The organism is Photobacterium sagamiensis (genome assembly GCF_050337085.1).
Lineage (GTDB): Bacteria > Pseudomonadota > Gammaproteobacteria > Enterobacterales > Vibrionaceae > Photobacterium > Photobacterium sagamiensis.
This window is the reverse complement of the sequence record NZ_JAKJSP010000018.1, coordinates 147,760-165,157: the sequence shown is the minus strand read 5'-3', so window position 1 is coordinate 165,157 and position 17,398 is coordinate 147,760. Positions and strand designations below refer to the sequence as shown.

The 17,398-nt window shown below is 45.4% G+C and carries 15 protein-coding genes and 1 tRNA gene; 4 read left to right on the top strand and 12 right to left on the bottom strand.

What is annotated here, in order from left to right:
- Window positions 1–72 precede the first annotated feature (72 nt).
- A tRNA-Asp gene (locus L4D76_RS08715) sits at window positions 73–149 on the top strand.
- A 182-nt stretch (window positions 150–331) separates the two neighbouring features.
- On the opposite strand, the gene tnpC is transcribed toward L4D76_RS08715, so the two are convergent.
- The 8 genes from tnpC to L4D76_RS08675 form a co-directional block, all read right to left on the bottom strand.
- Window positions 332–1,858 (bottom strand): IS66 family transposase, encoded by a 1,527-nt coding sequence (tnpC, locus tag L4D76_RS08710; protein ID WP_428440522.1) that lies wholly within the window; start codon window positions 1,856–1,858, stop codon window positions 332–334.
- Between the two features lie 50 nt (window positions 1,859–1,908).
- Window positions 1,909–2,556, bottom strand: a complete 648-nt coding sequence (tnpB, locus tag L4D76_RS08705; protein WP_428440521.1) for an IS66 family insertion sequence element accessory protein TnpB — start codon at window positions 2,554–2,556, stop codon at window positions 1,909–1,911.
- Between the two features lie 394 nt (window positions 2,557–2,950).
- Window positions 2,951–3,835 carry a TIGR03899 family protein gene (locus tag L4D76_RS08700; RefSeq protein ID WP_428440520.1) on the bottom strand — a complete coding sequence of 295 codons (885 nt, stop codon included), beginning with the start codon at window positions 3,833–3,835 and terminating at the stop codon, window positions 2,951–2,953.
- Between the two features lie 279 nt (window positions 3,836–4,114).
- Window positions 4,115–4,597, bottom strand: a complete 483-nt coding sequence (locus tag L4D76_RS08695) for a DUF3299 domain-containing protein (protein ID WP_428440519.1) — start codon at window positions 4,595–4,597, stop codon at window positions 4,115–4,117.
- An 11-nt stretch (window positions 4,598–4,608) separates the two neighbouring features.
- Window positions 4,609–5,868 (bottom strand): ABC transporter permease, encoded by a 1,260-nt coding sequence (locus tag L4D76_RS08690; RefSeq protein ID WP_428440518.1) that lies wholly within the window; start codon window positions 5,866–5,868, stop codon window positions 4,609–4,611.
- Window positions 5,865–6,560: an ATP-binding cassette domain-containing protein gene (locus L4D76_RS08685; RefSeq protein WP_428440517.1), complete on the bottom strand. Its 696-nt coding sequence runs from the start codon at window positions 6,558–6,560 to the stop codon at window positions 5,865–5,867. The genes L4D76_RS08690 and L4D76_RS08685 overlap by 4 nt, the downstream gene beginning before the upstream one ends.
- A gap of 41 nt (window positions 6,561–6,601) precedes the next feature.
- The gene (gene zrgA, locus L4D76_RS08680; protein WP_428440516.1) at window positions 6,602–7,213 is read right to left on the bottom strand and encodes a zinc uptake protein ZrgA; all 612 of its coding nucleotides are present in this window, start codon (window positions 7,211–7,213) and stop codon (window positions 6,602–6,604) included.
- Between the two features lie 444 nt (window positions 7,214–7,657).
- Complete coding sequence (locus tag L4D76_RS08675) at window positions 7,658–8,209, bottom strand: YtfJ family protein (protein WP_428440515.1); 552 nt, start codon at window positions 8,207–8,209, stop codon at window positions 7,658–7,660.
- Between the two features lie 329 nt (window positions 8,210–8,538).
- Between L4D76_RS08675 and L4D76_RS08670 the strand changes: the two genes are divergently transcribed.
- Window positions 8,539–8,748, top strand: coding sequence for a DUF1107 domain-containing protein (locus tag L4D76_RS08670; RefSeq protein ID WP_428440514.1), 210 nt, complete (start codon window positions 8,539–8,541; stop codon window positions 8,746–8,748).
- A gap of 27 nt (window positions 8,749–8,775) precedes the next feature.
- On the opposite strand, the gene msrA is transcribed toward L4D76_RS08670, so the two are convergent.
- Entirely contained in the window at window positions 8,776–9,408 is a 633-nt protein-coding gene (gene msrA / locus L4D76_RS08665; protein ID WP_428440513.1) for a peptide-methionine (S)-S-oxide reductase MsrA, read from the bottom strand.
- 168 nt (window positions 9,409–9,576) lie between these two features.
- Between msrA and tamA the strand changes: the two genes are divergently transcribed.
- Entirely contained in the window at window positions 9,577–11,298 is a 1,722-nt protein-coding gene (gene tamA, locus L4D76_RS08660; protein WP_428440512.1) for an autotransporter assembly complex protein TamA, read from the top strand.
- Complete coding sequence (gene tamB, locus L4D76_RS08655; RefSeq protein ID WP_428440511.1) at window positions 11,295–15,038, top strand: autotransporter assembly complex protein TamB; 3,744 nt, start codon at window positions 11,295–11,297, stop codon at window positions 15,036–15,038. Before tamA ends, tamB begins: the two co-directional genes overlap by 4 nt.
- A 47-nt stretch (window positions 15,039–15,085) precedes the next feature.
- On the opposite strand, the gene L4D76_RS08650 is transcribed toward tamB, so the two are convergent.
- From L4D76_RS08650 to fbp, 3 genes are all read right to left on the bottom strand, one after another.
- A complete protein-coding gene (locus L4D76_RS08650; RefSeq protein WP_428440510.1) occupies window positions 15,086–15,478 on the bottom strand; it encodes a rhodanese-like domain-containing protein in 393 nt (130 codons plus the stop codon).
- A 101-nt stretch (window positions 15,479–15,579) separates the two neighbouring features.
- A complete protein-coding gene (gene ppa, locus L4D76_RS08645; RefSeq protein ID WP_428440509.1) occupies window positions 15,580–16,110 on the bottom strand; it encodes an inorganic diphosphatase in 531 nt (176 codons plus the stop codon).
- 153 nt (window positions 16,111–16,263) lie between these two features.
- Window positions 16,264–17,280, bottom strand: coding sequence for a class 1 fructose-bisphosphatase (gene fbp, locus L4D76_RS08640; protein ID WP_428440508.1), 1,017 nt, complete (start codon window positions 17,278–17,280; stop codon window positions 16,264–16,266).
- Window positions 17,281–17,398: the final 118 nt, after the last annotated feature.

The following is a 17,398-nucleotide window of genomic DNA, read 5'->3' as shown; positions in this document are numbered from 1 at the left end:
AGTGTGGGGTCTCCCCATGTGAGAGTAGGTCATCGCCAGGCGCCAAATAGCTTCATGCTGAATAGACACTGCGGAGTGGTAGTTCAGTTGGTTAGAATACCGGCCTGTCACGCCGGGGGTCGCGGGTTCGAGTCCCGTCCACTCCGCCACGTATTAAAGCCTCAGTCTAACGACTGGGGCTTTTTTACGTTTGTAACAATATAAATAGACACCGCGAAGTGGTTGTTCAGTTGGTTAGGCTTTTTATTGGAGAGCTTAGCGGCCTGTCACGGCGGGGCGCGCTGATTTCAAGCAGTAGCAAGGTAAGCGGGTATTCCTACCCACCTAGCGATTAGGAGTGATTAAAGGTAAAAGGTAGCAGATCATCGACATCACAGTCTTCATCACGCTGTGGTAATTCTGTAAGGACATGACGCATATAGGCGTAGGGTTCAACACCATTGGCTCGACAACTCAGCATAATACTGAACAAGGTCGCACTCGCATTCGCCCCACTTTGGGTATCCGCGAACAACCAGGCTTTCCGACCGGTCGCAACCGGACGGATATCTCGCTCAACACGATTGTTATCTATCGGGTAAGCACCATCATCGACATACTTTTCAAGGTAACCCCATTGCTTGAGCGTATAACTGACCGCTTTTCCCATCGGACTTTCAGGAAGTAGTTGTGAAGCGGCTTTTTCAAGCCAGGCTTTGAACGCATTGAGTATGGGGATGCTTTCTTTTTGACGTACCGTGTATTTTTCTGACGATGGCTTGTCTCTCAGCCTTTTTTTGATGCCATACAGCTTTTGGATATAACTCAGCGCTTGTTTAGGGCGACCCGCTTTCTTGGGACTTAAGTTGAAAGCATCGTTGAACTTACGCCTGGCATGCGCCCAGCATTCAAGGTGTGTCACCTTATCAAGCATGCGCCATGCGGCATAGCCATCTGTCATGATGGTACCATCATACCCCTCAAGAAATTCTTTGGGGTAAGTATGCGCACGGCCCGGTTGGTACTCGAACAGCACCACAAGTGTTTGACTCTGCTCTGGGCTGGAGTAAGCCCACAGGTAGGATTTTGTTTGTGCTTTTCGGTTCGGCTCTTTGAGTACTTGCAATGTTGTTTCATCACCATGAACCACGCGCTCATTCAGGAGTGCTTTGTGCATAGACTGATAAATCGGAGAGAGTAATGTGGCTGTTTTTATCATCCAGTTCGCCAATGTTGTACGTTGGATATCAATGCCCACACGTGCCAGCTCTTTTTCAATACGATATAACGGCAGACCATCAGCATACTTACTGACTGCGACGGTTGCTAATGTTCCTGCCGTGGCAATACTGCCGGGAAGAGGTTGTCGAGGCATGGTCGCGGTGATAATTTTGCTACCTTCCCCGTGATTTTCACAGTGACGGCACGCATATTTCTTACGTTCGTGGCGCAGGACTTTCACTTGCTTGGGGATGATGTCGAGTTGCTCTGAGGTCTCGACACCGATGCTATGAAGTTCACCTTGGCAGCATGGGCAGGTTTTCTCACCCTCTGGCAAATCGTACTCGAGAACCTCTCGCGGTAAATCTGGGTTAATGGGCTTGCGACCGCGTTTACGCGTGTAAGTGACGGTTTCCATTTCCGGCTTATCGTCAAGTTTCTCGTGATCTATCAGTGATTCCGCTTCGTTGAACAAACAACCTTGAGCTGGGAACTTCTCGCTTTGTGGCAAGAAACGCTTGGCTTGAGTCAGCCGAAATTGCTCCCACATTTCAGCAATGCGGGTTTCGTATTCTTGGCTGACATTTTGAACCAAGCTATCGATGTAGGCTTGGATTTCTGGGGTGATGCCCGTGGGCTTTTCAAGTTCCTTTTGCATACAAAAAGTATAGTAAAAACAGCCGCTTTAACCAGTTTAATTGGCTGTTTTTATGGTATTTTTAGGCTTGATAATGCTTGGTGTGCCACTGCATTTTGCCAGTTCAAGCCATCGAGCAACCACCGTAGCTGGCGAGCGGTAATTTCCATCGCTATGGTATCTTTCGGGTGCCTGGGCCAGCTGAATTTTCCTTTCTCGAGGCGGCGGTAATGAAGCCAGAACCCGTTGGTATCCCACTGCAAGATTTTGAGTTTGTCACGGCTGCGGTTGCAGAACACGAACCAGTGAGGGCTGACAGGATTAAGCTCCAAGACCTCTTCAACCAACAGGCCAAGTGTATTGATGGACTTTCTCAAGTCAGTCACCCCCGTAGCCAGATAGACGTTACCAGCAGGTGGTGGGATCATGGTAAGGCCTTGATGATGTCTGGCAGGCAACCCCATAACAGTAGTGTCATTGACGGAGATCCGGTAACCACTGGGCGTCTCGATGACAACAGCAACAGAAGGTGACGACATCGAAATAGGAATGATGACATTATCGGCTTCTTGCGGCGGATTAGTAATTTTCTTTTGCCAGTTATAAAATTGTGATTGAGCAATCTGATTTTCCTCGCACCAGATTGTTACTGTCTGTCCGCTTTCAGCTTGCTGTTGCAAACGTTGATTCCATAAGTTCCACTTGTCTTCGCGTGTCATGATTTAGCTCCATTTATAAAGGAGCTTTATCAATACCAATCTTTTATTTTAAAGAGAATGCGGGGCGAAATGGGCGCTTACGTAGCAAGTCCCGTCGACTCCGCCACTTAGTAAGAAGCCTCAGCAGAAATGCTGAGGCTTTTTTCGTTTGCCCAGTAAAGCTGGCAGATCCGTTTGTTTGAAAGAACACAGAGTCATTCTTATTGAGGGAAGGCAATTTGAATGGCAAGGGCGCTATGGCAATGACATTAACGAACTTACCAATTCTATCTATACCCAAGGGCATAAACTTTTCACTGAATCGACTTGTGCTATAAAATCACACCGAGCAAGACTATATTTATCTATAACACCGTCATAATCAGTGAAAGCTTGATTGACCAATTTATGCTATTTATGTTAGTGCACTTTCAACAATGAAATGTTTACTTAATAAATCAAGTAGATTTTCTTTGTAAGCTTCGTGATCCTTATTTCCGAGTAATCGTGCTAATTCTTGTCCTGTTGGAGAGAAACGATAATAGGTGAAAGTAGTGCCCTTCTTCATTGCTTTTAACATGTTGGAATTGTTTTGATAGCTAAAAGGCAGCGTATGGTCTAGGGAGATCTCGCCTGATTCTAGTTCTGTTCGCAAGAGTAACCCTAATTCCATCAATATGAGGAGATTTGAGTAAGGAAGTTGGTAGTTGCCCAACTGCAGTTTATGACTTGAGTTTTGCTTGAGTAATGGAAACCGTCCTTTCTTTATATTAATTCCGGTTAGTAGTCTTTTGCTGCTGTCATTGCCAAAATGGCAGGCGAGTACGCTGGCACGCTGGAAAGTTTGTGCCTCTCTTTGAGTCATATTTTGTAATGTTTCTAAGGCTTTTAAAGATACAGAGCCAGCAGATAGGATTTCTTGCTTTAAGATCCTTCCCCACAGTTTTTGCATCGATGTTCCGTGAATGTTCTGGGCCATCGAAAAGAAGCGTACAAGCCAGTCAGGATCGGGGTCACCTGCCGTTTCATCGCCACATGCGTCATGAGCGAGTTTAATGATTACCTCAAGATTATGTTGCTTACGTTGTTGTTCTATCTTTTCTCTGTGCTCAGTTCTTTGTTGTAGGTCCTGTTCATGTGAACGGCTGATCATTGCATTAATAGCATAAAGAGATGCGATCTCTTTAGTTCGTTCCTGACTGTTTTTTATATAGCTGCTTTTCTCATTTTTCTCTTTCGTCGTTACGATGGTTTTTGGTGATTTTGATGCGGTGGCATCTTCGTCGTGTTCGTTGCTCATAATTGCCCCTGATAAAGATTCCCTGATTATAGTTTTACCAGTTCTTCGTATATATTATCAATAGGCGTGACTTTGGTGTTGAATAATGGTTAAATTTGTTAATTATTTTGTTTGGTGAAAATGCGGTGGCTGGAGGCGTTGATGAATAAGTCAGGTAAACGGGTTGCAGACATTTTACTGGTTTTAGGTTATGTGAGTATGTTGGCTTATCTTGCTTCTCTCGTTTAATGAGATCAGATAAGCCAACTTTAGCTCATTGATGAAAGCTAGCTCTTTCTATTACATATCATCGTATTCTTCAAGGCCAACTCCATCAAGTAAGTAACCTACTTCGGCCATTTCATGGTTGATATGCTGAGTCTTTAATTTTCCTACAACATAAACCACATCCCATAATTGCTGGATTGGTGCTCCTTTTTCAAATTTCACATAGAGTATTTGATTTGGTGGTGGTGGTGGGACATGAATGCATGCACCAAAATACGGAACTAATAAGAATTCTGTGACAAATTTATCATCACCTTCTAAAGGAATGACAAAACCTGGAATTTTCACTTTGCTACCATTGAGTTCTTCGCGTACACCACCAATCATTGATTGTTTCGCTGCTTCCCCATCGTGATTTGAGAAAGGCATCTGATTTTGATCAAACTGATTTCTCTCTTGTTCTGGAATTAAATCAATCCAGTCTAAAGTGAGTACATCATTAGCATTGCTGATCAGAGGCAACCAGCAGCATATTGCAATTAACCACTTTTTCATTATTGTCCGTCCTATACTCTTATTGTCATGCCGTCTGCTAATGAGTGTTGATAAGCACGCATCGCGGGGATGAGCCCGACCATGATGCCGGCAATTTGCACTAATCCCAACAGACTTAGTTCATGCGATGTTGGTGCTGTGATTTTGATATGAAGTCCAAATTGTTGTTGAATAAGTGGCTGTAAAACTTGCAGTATGCCAAATAGAAGGGCAGTACCAACGGTAATACCTATTGCCGTCAGTACCGTCGCTTCACTTACCAGTAAAAAGAAAATATGGCCAGGTCTGGCACCCATAGCCCTGAGGATCGCCATCTCTCGGCGCCTTTCATTTAAGCTGGTAAGCAAGCTGGTTAACATACCAAGCAGGCCCGCAACGACAACAAAAGCTGAGACGACCAGTAATGCCTGCTCAGCAACAGACATCATTCCCCAAAGCTCATGTAGGGCAATGCCCGGCATGATGGCGCTCAATGGTTCTTTCTTGTAGGTATTGATATAGCGTTGTAAGGCGAACGTTTGGATTTTAGATTGCAGACCTAAGAGCGCCGCCGTTATCTGTTTGGGTTCAAATTGATGGTTCGCTAAGGTTATGGCATCTGGTGTATTACCAAGCCTTGCTCCGGACTCCCAGCCAACGTGAATAGCTTTGATAGCAGCTAAAGACACATGAACGCTTCGATCTACAGGTGTTCCGGTCGGAGCCAGGATCCCGACGACTTTAAAAGGCAGATTATCGTGGCGATTGAATGCTTGATCACTAATACCATGTGCAATGACGATGTCGTCACCTAATTGATAGCCTAGTTTTTTGGCAACCTCTGCACCTAACACCGTTTCGAATAGGTTAGTAAATGTACGCCCTTTAGATAATGAAAGGGCTTGTTTGTTTCCATATTGGTAGCGTTCGAAATAGGTTTGATTGGTTCCAATTACACGAAAGCCGCGATGTGAATCTCCGAGTGAAATGGGTATTGCCCATTTTACTGCTCGGTGCTGGCTGATCTCCTGGTAACTCTGCCAGTCGATATTATTGGTTGCATTCCCAATACGAAATACTGAATAAAGCAATAGATTTACTTGTCCTGAACGAGAACCAACGATGAGATCGGTACCGGAAATGGTATTGGCAAAGCTCGTTTTAGCCTGGGTTCGAACTCTTTCTACCCCCAGTAGCAGGGTGACAGAAATAGCTACGGTCAATAGAGTAAGAAGTGCCGTTGTTTTTCGGTTTACCAAGCTTTGCCATGCCAATCGTAGTATTGCACTCATTGTGTGCTTCCTTTGTATGCGTGATTGATATCATGGAGAGCGATGCTACGATCGAATAAGGATTCCAGAGTTGCATCGTGACTGACAAACAACAGTGTGGTTTGAGCTTGTTCACATTCATTCATCAGCAGTTCGATGAAAGCCTCCCGGTTATCATGATCTAATGAGGAAGTCGGCTCATCTGCAATCAGTAATTCAGGTTGGCCGATTAATGCTCTGGCTGCCGCGACACGCTGTTGCTGGCCGATACTTAACTCAGAAATAGGCCTGTTGAGGCAACTTTGCGGGAGATGAAGTTGGTTTAAAATCCGTTTGGCCTCGGCTTCCAAACTATCCTTTATCTGCATTTTTCGCCGGGTTGAAAAGCGGCAAGGTAACAGTACATTATCAATGACTGAAAGATAAGGAAGTAGATTGAACATCTGAAAAATGTAACCAATGTGATCGGCTCTGAACTTATCTCTCTGGGTAGGTTTGAGATGACTGAATGACTGTTGCAGAAGGTTGATACTTCCAGTGCTTGGATGAGTAATACCGGCCAATAAACTTAGCAAGCTTGATTTACCGCTCCCACTTGGTCCTTTAAGAAACACTTTCTCACCTTTTTCGATGTATAGGTGAGGGATGTTGAGCAAGTCTTCCGTTTGGCCTGGCCAACGGAATGTCAGGTTATTGAGTTCAATAACGTTCATGGTTTTTCCTAAAGTGGGGGAATGATATCCCCCTGATATGACTAAAAAATAAAAGTGGTGCTGTTTGGCGTTAGTTGACTCGCTTGCTGACTTTTTTCAGTGATAGCCTGCACGGTGATTTTTTCAGTCGAAGGAAAAAATTTAAACCAGCTCAACTCCATTTGTTGTAACGCATTGATCTTCTTGCAGTGATAATTATATTGTGCGGAAAAGGATCCGTGCTCTCCATGGCTGTCATGCTCATGCTCATGCTCATGCTCATGCTCATGCTCATGGTGGTCGTGGTGTTTATCATGACTGTGCTCTTTGTCATGATGAGCGGTTAATGTTTCAGTTATATAGCTGTCGGTAAGTTCGCATTGTGCTTGCTGGTTAAAGCTAAACAACTGTGTGGTTTTTTCTAACCGAGAGAGCGCTTTTTGAAGAGCTTGTTGCTGATCGTTGGTTTGTGGAGCATGTTCAAAACCAACGATATCAGCGGCAGGAGCGGTAATTTCGAGTAACAGATCTTGACCATCTTGGGCAATATTGAATTCTACAACCCCGTGCTGATGAGCTTCATGTTGACGAAAATACTCATCGGCAGCAGCGGTTGTTGATAAAAGGGTGCTAACAACTAGGGCGCAAGCCGTGACGCGCGGTGGAAAAGTCATAATAATTCCTTACGATAAAATACGATTGAGTAGATTTATATTTTGACATCAGGAATGTATTGGTGGGGCACGGGCAAATTGTATTGAAGGCTGTGTGTAGCCTTGAGAGGTGGCTAGTATTAGGTGATTGAAGCCATGGCTGATTTCAGCTGGCAGGCTGATAGAGAAGGGCGTTGTTGCATCATGAGCAAGATGGCAAATGCTACAATCCTGAACATGGTGGTGTGGGTTGATGGCCTCTAGTTTATGGAGTGCAGTAATTGGCCCGATTGAGTAAATCAGGAAGATCAGAAAAGCGATGCAGAAACGCGGCAATCTAAGCCATTTTTTGACTGTCACTTAAAGAGAAAAAGCCATAACCAATAATATTGTAATAATATAACATTACTTTTTAGCTTTGGTCATGACTTTGTCTGCATGAAGGTAAAGATTAACGCCAGATGATCACAGGTTTGTTTTAACCAGCTCCATGGCTTGATCTATTTCTTGTGGTGTCAGTTTACCTTCTTGAACAAAGAGTACCTGACCAGTTTTATTCAATACAATAATGGTAGAACTTTCTTCTTGTAGTTGCCATGCTGACCGCACAGTGCCATCAGCATCGACTACCATGGATGACCAGGAAAATTCTTGCTTGCTATCTTCAGCTGAAGACTTTACCAAGCCCCCCGTTCCCCAGATTGAGTCATCTTGGTTTATGATGGTTGTGGTCTGATATATTTCTGCCGATAAATTTGCGGCTTTGATTGCTTCTATGATTTCGGCATTCATTTCTTTGGCTGAGCTACGACCGGCAATAGCCTGAATCACCCGGACTTTGCCTGTTAACTGTGTACTTTCCCATGGCTGATAGATGACTTTGTCACCAGTTAGCATGATTTCCCCTTGATCAGACACTGTGACATTAGGCACGGTTTGTCCGACTTGAATATTATGTGCGGCTGCAACACCCGGTAATAATGCAGCAAGTAAAGCAATCATTGGCTTCTTATTCATTGTATTTATTCCATTTATTTTTTAGATTCATCACTATATTAGTTAGCTTTTGATGTTCTGGTTATACCAGTTAAGAATAATCGATCTCAATCACTAAATGCTTTAGATTTTATCTAAATTGCGAAGTTCTCATGGATTTGTGCAAAATATTGTATATCGTTTCTATGCAGGTCATTAAAATCTGTTCTAAAGTTCTTATTTGTATTTTGGGTGAAAATGGCAGATAAACACTGAAGGTTGACAGACAGTTTACATAATATTCAGACTAGATTTTTGAAACGAATTGGAATTCTCAAGGTCTATTACTATGTCAATTATGTGAGGGAAACATGCTAAGAATATTTAAACAATATCGCCCCAACCAAATTGCGCGCTACGTGAAAAGTTATTTTCGTGGTCGGTTGTTTATTGTTGGTATTGGTGCCTTCGAATTTGATTGTGGGCGGTTATTACCACCAAAAAATCAGAGCCTTAAGGCTCTTAATGCATTATCTGAAGTAAACAGAGAAATTCAGTCTTTAGCTGCGGACGTCATTTAGCCAGAGGTTGTTGCTCTGGCCAGAAAATCATTGCGGGGCTAAACAAATCCCCGTTCCGCCTAAGCCGCAATATCCATCAGGGTTCTTGGCCAGATACTGCTGGTGGTAATCTTCGGCAAAATAAAATGTGCCAGCCAATTCTATTTCTGTCGTAATTGAGCTGCCAGTATGTTGTTGTAGGGCCTGTTGATAGCGCTCTTTACTGGTGTTGGCATGTGTGAGCTGTTCTGGCAATGTAACATAGACCGCGGAGCGGTATTGGGTACCGATGTCATTTCCCTGGCGCATGCCCTGAGTTGGGTCATGATTCTCCCAAAAAAGAGCCAGTAGCTGAGCCAGGCTTATTTGCAATGGATCGTAAATGATCCTGACAACTTCAGCATGCCCTGTTTTACCTGTGCAGACCTCTTCATAGGTTGGGTTTGGGGTGAAACCACCGCTGTAGCCCACTGCTGTACTATAAATACCGTTTTGTTTCCAATAGAGTCGTTCGGCTCCCCAGAAGCACCCCATTCCGACAATGAGCGTCTCGTGTCCCTGAGGTTTATCATCATTGAGTAAAGTGCTATTTACGGCATGAGGCCGGGACGGAATGATAGGGGTTGCTCGTCCGATTAGCGCTGTGTCTTGGATTATCAATTGCTGTTTCTCTGGTGACATTGTTAGATCCTTTTACACTGTCTGTTAGATAGAAAGTAGAGGAATACGGCAAGACAATCAATATTCAATGTTTTTCAGATAATAAATGTTGGCAGTTATGGCTGGCTTTGTCAGAATCACTTATGCGCATACCTGAAGTGAAACTCTTATAAATGAAGCACAATAAGAATGACTAACATTTTAAAACGGTTTGGCATTACCGCTGTAGCTATTATTTTTTCAAACTCGCTGCTAGCGGAGACTTCGCTTGAAATTGAGGGGTTAAAAGGAAAGCTGAAAACCAACGTTGCTGCTTATGTATCAGCGATCCCTAAGGATGATTACAGTACGACTTTGCGCTTTCGTGAGCAACTTGAAGGCGAGATTAAAGATGCGCTTAAAGCGCTAGGCCGCTATCAACCTTCATTTTCTTATCAGGTTGACGAAAATGGTCAGGACACAGAGATCACTGTTACTGTGGAGCCTGGACCGATCACCCGTATTGCCCGAAGCAATATCGTAATTTCTGGAATGGCAGAAGATGATCCGGATTTTATTGTATTAGTGAAAGATAGTGGTTTAGGGCTTGGTAAGTCTCTCAACCATGGTAAATATGAAGCATTGAAATCGTCCCTCTCCAGCCTGGCACTGCGAAAAGGTTACTTTGATGCTGAATTGACAAAGAGTGTAATGGAAGTGGCGCCATCACGAAATGAAGCTTTTATTACGATCGAATTTTCCGCAGGACGGCGTTATAACTTTGGTGAAACGACTTTTACTGGAAGTCAGATTGAAGAAGACCGGCTGCAATCGTTAATTCCTTTTGACGAAAATGAACCGTATTTAGCCTCCAAATTAGGTGAGTTTAATCATCGCTTATCAAATGTAGGCTGGTTCTCTTCTATTTTTGTTGGAGGTGACGTTTCCCATTTAGATGACGAAACGGTACCCATTCAAGTCACCCTTGAACCACAGGTGCGTAATCAGGTTGAAACCGGTATTGGTTACTCGACGGATGTCGGGATGCGCTTGAAGTTTAACTGGAAAAAACCGTGGTTGAATAGTGCTGGCCATAGCCTGAATGTAAAAACTGAATTATCGAAAGCTCAGCCAAAAGTTGAGGCGACTTATAAAATCCCTCTTGATGATGTGCTAAATGATTACTATCAGGTGGTTACTGGGATCCGTTATGTTGATAACCACGATACCGTCAGCATCGAAAACAATATCGGACTAGAGCGTCATTGGCGCTTGGAGTCGGGTTGGAAGCGCGTCGCTTCTATTCGCGGGTTATATGAAAATTATAATCAGGGTGCGAATGAAAGTGGTGTTTTGAGAATGATTCTCCCGGGTATCAGCTACAGTAAAGCCAGAGCCCGCGGCGGTGCAATGCCTAGCTGGGGGGATAAGCAATTGATGTCTATTGAGTATTCAGATCCTGCGTTCGGTTCAGATACACGCTTGGCGCGCTTCCGTGGTCGTAGTGCCTGGATACGTAGTGCCGGAGAGGATCACCGTGGGCTGTTACGTGTCGATGGTGGTGCTGTGATTGCCGATAAAATTGAAGACGTGCCGCCATCGATGCGTTTTTTCGTCGGTGGCGATAATAGTTTACGTGGTTATAACTATGAATCTATTGCTCCTAGAGATGATCAGGGGCAGTTGATCGGTGGTCAGTACATGCTGACCTCATCGCTTGAATATCAGTATCGTGTCTATGGCGATTGGTGGGGGGCCGTCTTTTACGATTACGGCTCAGCCTGGATTGATAACCCTCATTGGCTGAGTGGTACCGGTGTCGGGGTGCGATGGGCATCGCCTGTCGGCCCAATTCGTCTTGATTTTGCATGGGGACTTGATAGGGAAGAAGATAAGTTCAAGATCCACTTTATTCTGGGGCCTGAATTATGATCTGGGTGAAACGTATTTCTCTGGGGTTGCTGGCTCTGATTTTATTCTTAATCATTGCCGTTGCGACACTGCTCTATACCTCTACCGGGGTAAAACTGGCGATATGGGGAGCACAAAAAGCGCTGCCGGCCTTGTCGGTTGGCAGTAGCAGTGGCGCATTGCTTAAAGGCTTCCAGTTAAACCAGATCAAATATCGAGATGAGCTGGTGGACTTAGCAGCTGATAACCTCAGCCTTAAGCTGAATGACAGTTGTTTTTTGATCCCTGAAGTGTGCGTCTCTGAGCTTGGGTTGACGGGGATCCGTTTTAGTCTGCCTGAATTGCCGCCATCAGAAGCAGATACGGAAGAACCTGCATCAGGGCCCGTAACGGATGTGGTTATGCCATTGCCGATTCGAATTGATCGTGTGCGTCTTGATGATATTGCGCTAGACATTCTGGGCAACAAGATCACATGGCAACAGTTTTCTACTGCTGCAGAGATTGAAGGCAGCCATTTGGTACTAAAACCAACCGACTGGCAAGGTATTGAGCTGACACTTGCGACGGCTGCTGAAGGAGATATGGCTCAGCCAGTAGAAGAAAAACCATCTTCTGAGCCTATTACTTTACCGGAAGTCATGTTGCCAATGTCGTTTGATATTCAGCGCTTTACTGTGAGGGAGTTCAAGCTTAATGGCGACATACCGCAACAGGTCAATTTGCTTGAACTTGTTGCAAGTGCGCAATCAAGTGATATCGCTATCAGTAAATTGGTTTTAGATGTACCGCAGGCGAAGCTACAAGCAACGGCAGATGTGTCGTTAACCGGTGACTACCCATTATCATTAGATGCGAACGCTGATATTGCAATGGAGCCGCTGCAAGATCATCAGCTCGCTCTGAACGCATCGGGTTCATTGGCAAAGCTGACTTTAGATGCAAGCCTGAAAGGGACGTTGGATGCGCTTGTTTCGGGGCAACTGTCGCCACTCGATCCGAAGCTACCGTTTGATTTGGCTGTTTCCAGTCATCATATCCAATGGCCAATTGAGACAAAACCTGAGTTCGAGGCTGCTGACACCTTAGTGAACGCTAAAGGCAGCCTTGATGGTTATAAGTTTGATCTGAAGAGCAAGGTTGATGGCGAGCCAATGCCTGCTGTTGCGGTGAGCCTGAATGGTAAAGGCGACTTGAACAAGGTCAACCTTGAGGCGCTTAAGGTCGATACTCTAGGCGGTACCATCGTCGGTAAAGCGAATGCTAGCTGGAAAGATGCCGTGAAGTGGCAGGGACAACTTGATTTCAGCCATATTCAACCAGGCTTGGAATGGCCGGAGGCTGAAGGTGATCTGAGCGGGAAATTACGGACATCGGGTGGATTGACGAAGCAAGGTGGCTGGTTTGTTGCCTTGCCGGAACTGGCCATCGACGGGGTTGTCATGAAGCAACCCTTTACCCTTAATGGGCAGTTAGATGCCAAAGATCTGAAAGGTAAAGGTGACATTCAGCTGGTTACCCGCGGGCTGACTTTAAAGCATGGTCCGAATGGATTAACGGCAAAGGGTAAGCTGGCGAAAGAATGGGCCATGACAGCTCAGATTGACGCGCCTGATTTAGCACAATCTTTACCTGGGCTGCGTGGACGAGTTCATGGACAGGTTGATTTATCGGGAAAAAGGGCTGAACCCGAGATAGATCTGGCACTGAATGGTGATGCTCTGGGATGGCAGGAACTGGCGAGTTTGCAGTCTTTTGAGCTGAAAGGACAAGTGACGCCAATGCCTGAATTAAAGGCGGATATCAGCCTGTATGCCGCCAATGGTGAATATGATGCCTTTAAACTTGATGATCTGCGCCTGATCTTCCGTGGTACCGAAGAGCGACATACTTTAACCCTTGATGTGAATGCGCAGCCCGTCAGCGCAGAGCTCGCTCTGGCAGGCAGGCTTGATCGTAAGACCGGCTGGCAGGGAAGCTTGGATCAGGCAGTGATTGAGACCCAGGTTGGTTTATGGACATTGGATCATCCCACGAAACTGGGCTACGGTTTGAAAACCGAGTTAGCCAATGTCGCCGCTCATTGCTGGCGGCAGGGTAAATCGTCACTGTGTTTAACAGAAGATTTAAATGCCGGAACATCAGGCTATGCTAAATTGGCGGTGAACAACTTCGATTTTGATTTAATTGAGCCTTATCTTCCTGAATCGATTGTGGTTAAGGGGGAGGTTGATGCCAATCTGGAAGCCGCGTGGGCACCTGAAACATCGCCGTTTGTGAAAGCACTGATTAAACTCCCTACGGGATCGGTAACTCAGGAGCCGGAGGCTGATCAACCCCCTCTTACAGTGGGTTGGGATAAGATCACGGTCAATGCTGAAATTAAAGATGATGTGCTGAATGCAGATTGGTTAATCGCGATAACTGATAATGGTAACTTCAGTGGTGAGGCTCAGATCACTCAGCTAACGGCTGAGCAGCAGCTGAAGGCCAGTGTAAAAATAGATCGACTGATGCTGGATATCCTCGAACCTGTCATTAAGGATTACCACGAGTTTGATGGTCAGGTTGATGCCAATCTGACCGTGACAGGCCCTGTAATGCACCCTGCTGTGAATGGTCTGCTCCAGGTGACAAAGGTTAAGGCTATCGGTCGTCAAGTACCGTTCGATGTTGAACAAGCCGATATTCGCGCAACCTTCTCGGGGTATAACGCGACTCTGGAAGGGGATGTGATCACTCCGGATGGTAAATTGCGAATTCGCGGTAATGGTGACTGGCAGGATCTGACAAACTGGAAAGCTCAGCTGGATGTGAATGGTCGTGAACTGGAGCTCCATATCCCGCCAATGCTGGCACTGAAAGTGTCTCCGGATCTAACCATTGCAGCCTCCCCCAATAATGCGGAGATCACCGGGAATGTTGCTATTCCATGGGGGCGGATCAAGATTGATCAGCTGCCGGAGTCGGCGGTATCGGTGTCGGATGATGAAATACTGTTAACAGATGATTTACAGCCCGTAGACGCTGAGCAGAAGATACCATTTGATCTGAAAACCAATATTTTGGTGAAGATTGGTAATGATGTAAAAATGTCAGCTTTTGGTCTTAATGCCGGACTGATCGGTGAGCTGAATGTTCGTCAGAAGGACAAAGGTCCGCTGGTTTACGGGGAAGTGAACCTTCAAGATGGTACCTATCGTTCATTTGGTCAGGAATTGGTTATTCGTAAAGGCCAAATCTTGTTTAATGGTCCGGCAGATCAACCTTATCTATCGATTGAAGCGATCCGAAATCCCGACAACATTGAAGATGATGTGGTTGCAGGGATCCGGGTCAGTGGGCCGGCCGATGCCCCCCAAATTGATATATTTTCGGATCCGGCCATGGCGCAGCAAAATGCCTTATCGTATCTTTTGCGTGGTAAAAACCTGGACAGTGAATCGGGTGAGAATAATAGCGCGATGACAACAGCGCTGATCAGCATGGGGATCGCAAAAAGTGGTCAGCTGGTGGGCAATGTCGGTGAAGCTTTCGGTGTTCAGGATCTTGCATTGGATACGGCTGGTGCGGGTGATGAATCGCAAGTGACCATTAGTGGTTATATTGCGCCCGGCCTGCAGGTCAAATATGGCGTGGGGATATTTAACTCAATCGGTGAATTTACGGTTCGTTATAGGCTGATGAAAGATCTCTATGTCGAGGCGGTATCGGGGTTAGATAGTGCCGTTGACTTACTGTACCAGTTTGAGTTTGATTAAGGATGATTCGGACTATGAGTGAGTAATACACAGAAGAAGCACCATTGTTATGGTGCTTTATTTTTTTGCGAAAGCGATGATTCAGGCATTGCCATAAGTAGTGCCTGATAGCTCTGGCCGTTATAGACATTGTGGTAACCCAGCTCGTTTAACGTTTGCTCGGCAATTTCAGCTCGTCGTCCCGTTCGGCAATAAAGCAGAATAGCCTGAGATTTATCAGCGGCAAATGTCGTGATTGTTTCTATCTTGTCGTATGGGATATTGAGTGATAACGGCAGGTGGCCACGAACAAATTCCTCGTTGCTGCGAACATCGATCAGTAAGGGATTGCCCTGGGTATACTGCAGCCAAAACTCGTCAGGGGTAACGATCTTGGCTTGAACAGAGGCTGGGTGAAAACAAGCCAGAAGTAATAACGCAATAAACACGTTTGGTTTCATTTTAATGCCTTGTTCTGCTATAGCGTTGACTGTATCCGTCGGCTGAAACGCTCCGCCTATTCTTTCAGGAGCTAGGAGCGTTTTCTGACCGACTCACGGTATTATTCTTCCTGAGCGCGTTTGAAAGAAGTCATAATTTCTTCTTTAGCCGCAGTTACGTCAGCCCAGCCATCAATTTTTACCCATTTACCCGCTTCAAGTGCTTTGTAATGATCGAAGAAGTGAGTGATCTGTGCTTTTAGCAGCTCGGGTAAATCATTGACATCCTGGATGTGCTCATACTCTTTAGTCAGTTTGCTGTGTGGTACTGCAACCACTTTTGCATCTTCACCTGACTCATCGGTCATCTTCAATACACCAACCGGGCGACAACGAATAACAGAGCCTGGTACAAGTGGGTGCGGAGTGGGAACCAATACATCCACAGGATCACCATCGAGTGACAGAGTATGGTTTACATACCCATAGTTGCATGGGTAAAACATTGGAGTCGACATGAAACGGTCAACAAAGACTGCCCCCGTATCTTTATCGACTTCGTATTTGATTGGATCTGCGTTTGCCGGTATTTCGATAATAACGTAGATATCTTCTGGGATATCCTTGCCTGCCGGGACTTGGTTAAGGCTCATGGTTCACACCTCATGCTTAGTTAATTAATTGTTACAGATGTATGAATTATAACCAGCGGGCTTAAAAAAACAGTGAATAGCTTGGTTAATGCAGGCTCTTAGGGCAAGGAAATATCCAGCAGGCTGTTAATTTGCAGCCTGCTGGATGAAGGTTTACTGCTGTTCCGGGTATTCTTTCAGGAAGTCCTCAACCTGACGGACCATCTTAGTTGAACCGACAAAGAACGGGACACGCTGGTGCAGCTCTGTTGGCTTGATATCCATGATCCGATTTTCACCATCCGAGGCTAAACCACCGGCTTGCTCAATCAGAAATGCCATCGGGTTACATTCATACAGTAAGCGTAGCTTACCGTTAGGGTAAGCAGCGGTGCTTGGATACAGGTAGATACCACCTTTGAGGAGGTTACGGTGGAAGTCAGACACCAGAGAGCCGATATAACGCGAGGTATAAGGACGGTTATCCTCTGGCGCGTCTTCCTGGCAGTATTTAATGTACCTCTTCACCCCCTCAGGGAAACGAATATAGTTACCTTCGTTGATAGAATAGATACTTCCGTTTTCAGGAATACGCATATTTTCGTGAGACAGGCAGAACACACCTAAAGAGGGATCGTAGGTAAAGCCGTGGATGCCATTACCTGTGGTGTATACCAGCATGGTCGATGAACCGTAAATAACATAACCTGCAGCTACCTGACGGTGACCGGGCTGCAAGAAATCTTCTTGTATCGGTGGCGTCCCTTTTGGTGATATACGGCGATAAATTGAGAAGATGGTACCGACGGAAACGTTTACGTCAATATTCGAAGAACCATCCAGTGGATCCATTAAAACCACATACTTGGCGTTACGGTTCAATTCTTTATTGAACGCTACCGCTTCGTCTTCTTCTTCACTGGCGACACCACAGACCTGATCACGGGCTTCCAGTGCGGCTTTAAATTTATCATTGGCATAAAGATCAAGTTTCTGTTGCTCTTCACCTTGCACATTTTCGCTACCGACAGCGCCAGTAATATCAACAAGTCCAGCTTTGTTGATTTCACGGTTGACGATTTTAGCCGCAAGCTTTATCGAGCCTAGCAGTGAAGAGAGTTCACCACTGGCATGGGGGAAGTCATTCTGTTTCTCGACAATGAACTCACCAAGGGTTCTAATATCGGGCATGTACAATCCTTGCATCAAGTTGTCTTTGGGGCGGATATGTCAGGTACAATGTCTCTAACGGACAATTATGTACCCATAAATGGCGGTTAGCCGTTTTATAGGGGGTTACCTTTTTGTA

Bases quoted from the DNA above. Each gene is read 5' to 3' on its own strand.
- tnpC (WP_428440522.1), bottom strand. From the start codon at position 1,858: ATGCAAAAGGAACTTGAAAAGCCCACGGGCATCACCCCAGAAATCCAA.
- tnpB (WP_428440521.1), bottom strand. From the start codon at position 2,556: ATGACACGCGAAGACAAGTGGAACTTATGGAATCAACGTTTGCAACAG.
- L4D76_RS08700 (WP_428440520.1), bottom strand. From the start codon at position 3,835: ATGAGCAACGAACACGACGAAGATGCCACCGCATCAAAATCACCAAAA.
- L4D76_RS08695 (WP_428440519.1), bottom strand. From the start codon at position 4,597: ATGAAAAAGTGGTTAATTGCAATATGCTGCTGGTTGCCTCTGATCAGC.
- L4D76_RS08690 (WP_428440518.1), bottom strand. From the start codon at position 5,868: ATGAGTGCAATACTACGATTGGCATGGCAAAGCTTGGTAAACCGAAAA.
- L4D76_RS08685 (WP_428440517.1), bottom strand. From the start codon at position 6,560: ATGAACGTTATTGAACTCAATAACCTGACATTCCGTTGGCCAGGCCAA.
- zrgA (WP_428440516.1), bottom strand. From the start codon at position 7,213: ATGACTTTTCCACCGCGCGTCACGGCTTGCGCCCTAGTTGTTAGCACC.
- L4D76_RS08675 (WP_428440515.1), bottom strand. From the start codon at position 8,209: ATGAATAAGAAGCCAATGATTGCTTTACTTGCTGCATTATTACCGGGT.
- L4D76_RS08670 (WP_428440514.1), top strand. From the start codon at position 8,539: ATGCTAAGAATATTTAAACAATATCGCCCCAACCAAATTGCGCGCTAC.
- msrA (WP_428440513.1), bottom strand. From the start codon at position 9,408: ATGTCACCAGAGAAACAGCAATTGATAATCCAAGACACAGCGCTAATC.
- tamA (WP_428440512.1), top strand. From the start codon at position 9,577: ATGACTAACATTTTAAAACGGTTTGGCATTACCGCTGTAGCTATTATT.
- tamB (WP_428440511.1), top strand. From the start codon at position 11,295: ATGATCTGGGTGAAACGTATTTCTCTGGGGTTGCTGGCTCTGATTTTA.
- L4D76_RS08650 (WP_428440510.1), bottom strand. From the start codon at position 15,478: ATGAAACCAAACGTGTTTATTGCGTTATTACTTCTGGCTTGTTTTCAC.
- ppa (WP_428440509.1), bottom strand. From the start codon at position 16,110: ATGAGCCTTAACCAAGTCCCGGCAGGCAAGGATATCCCAGAAGATATC.
- fbp (WP_428440508.1), bottom strand. From the start codon at position 17,280: ATGCCCGATATTAGAACCCTTGGTGAGTTCATTGTCGAGAAACAGAAT.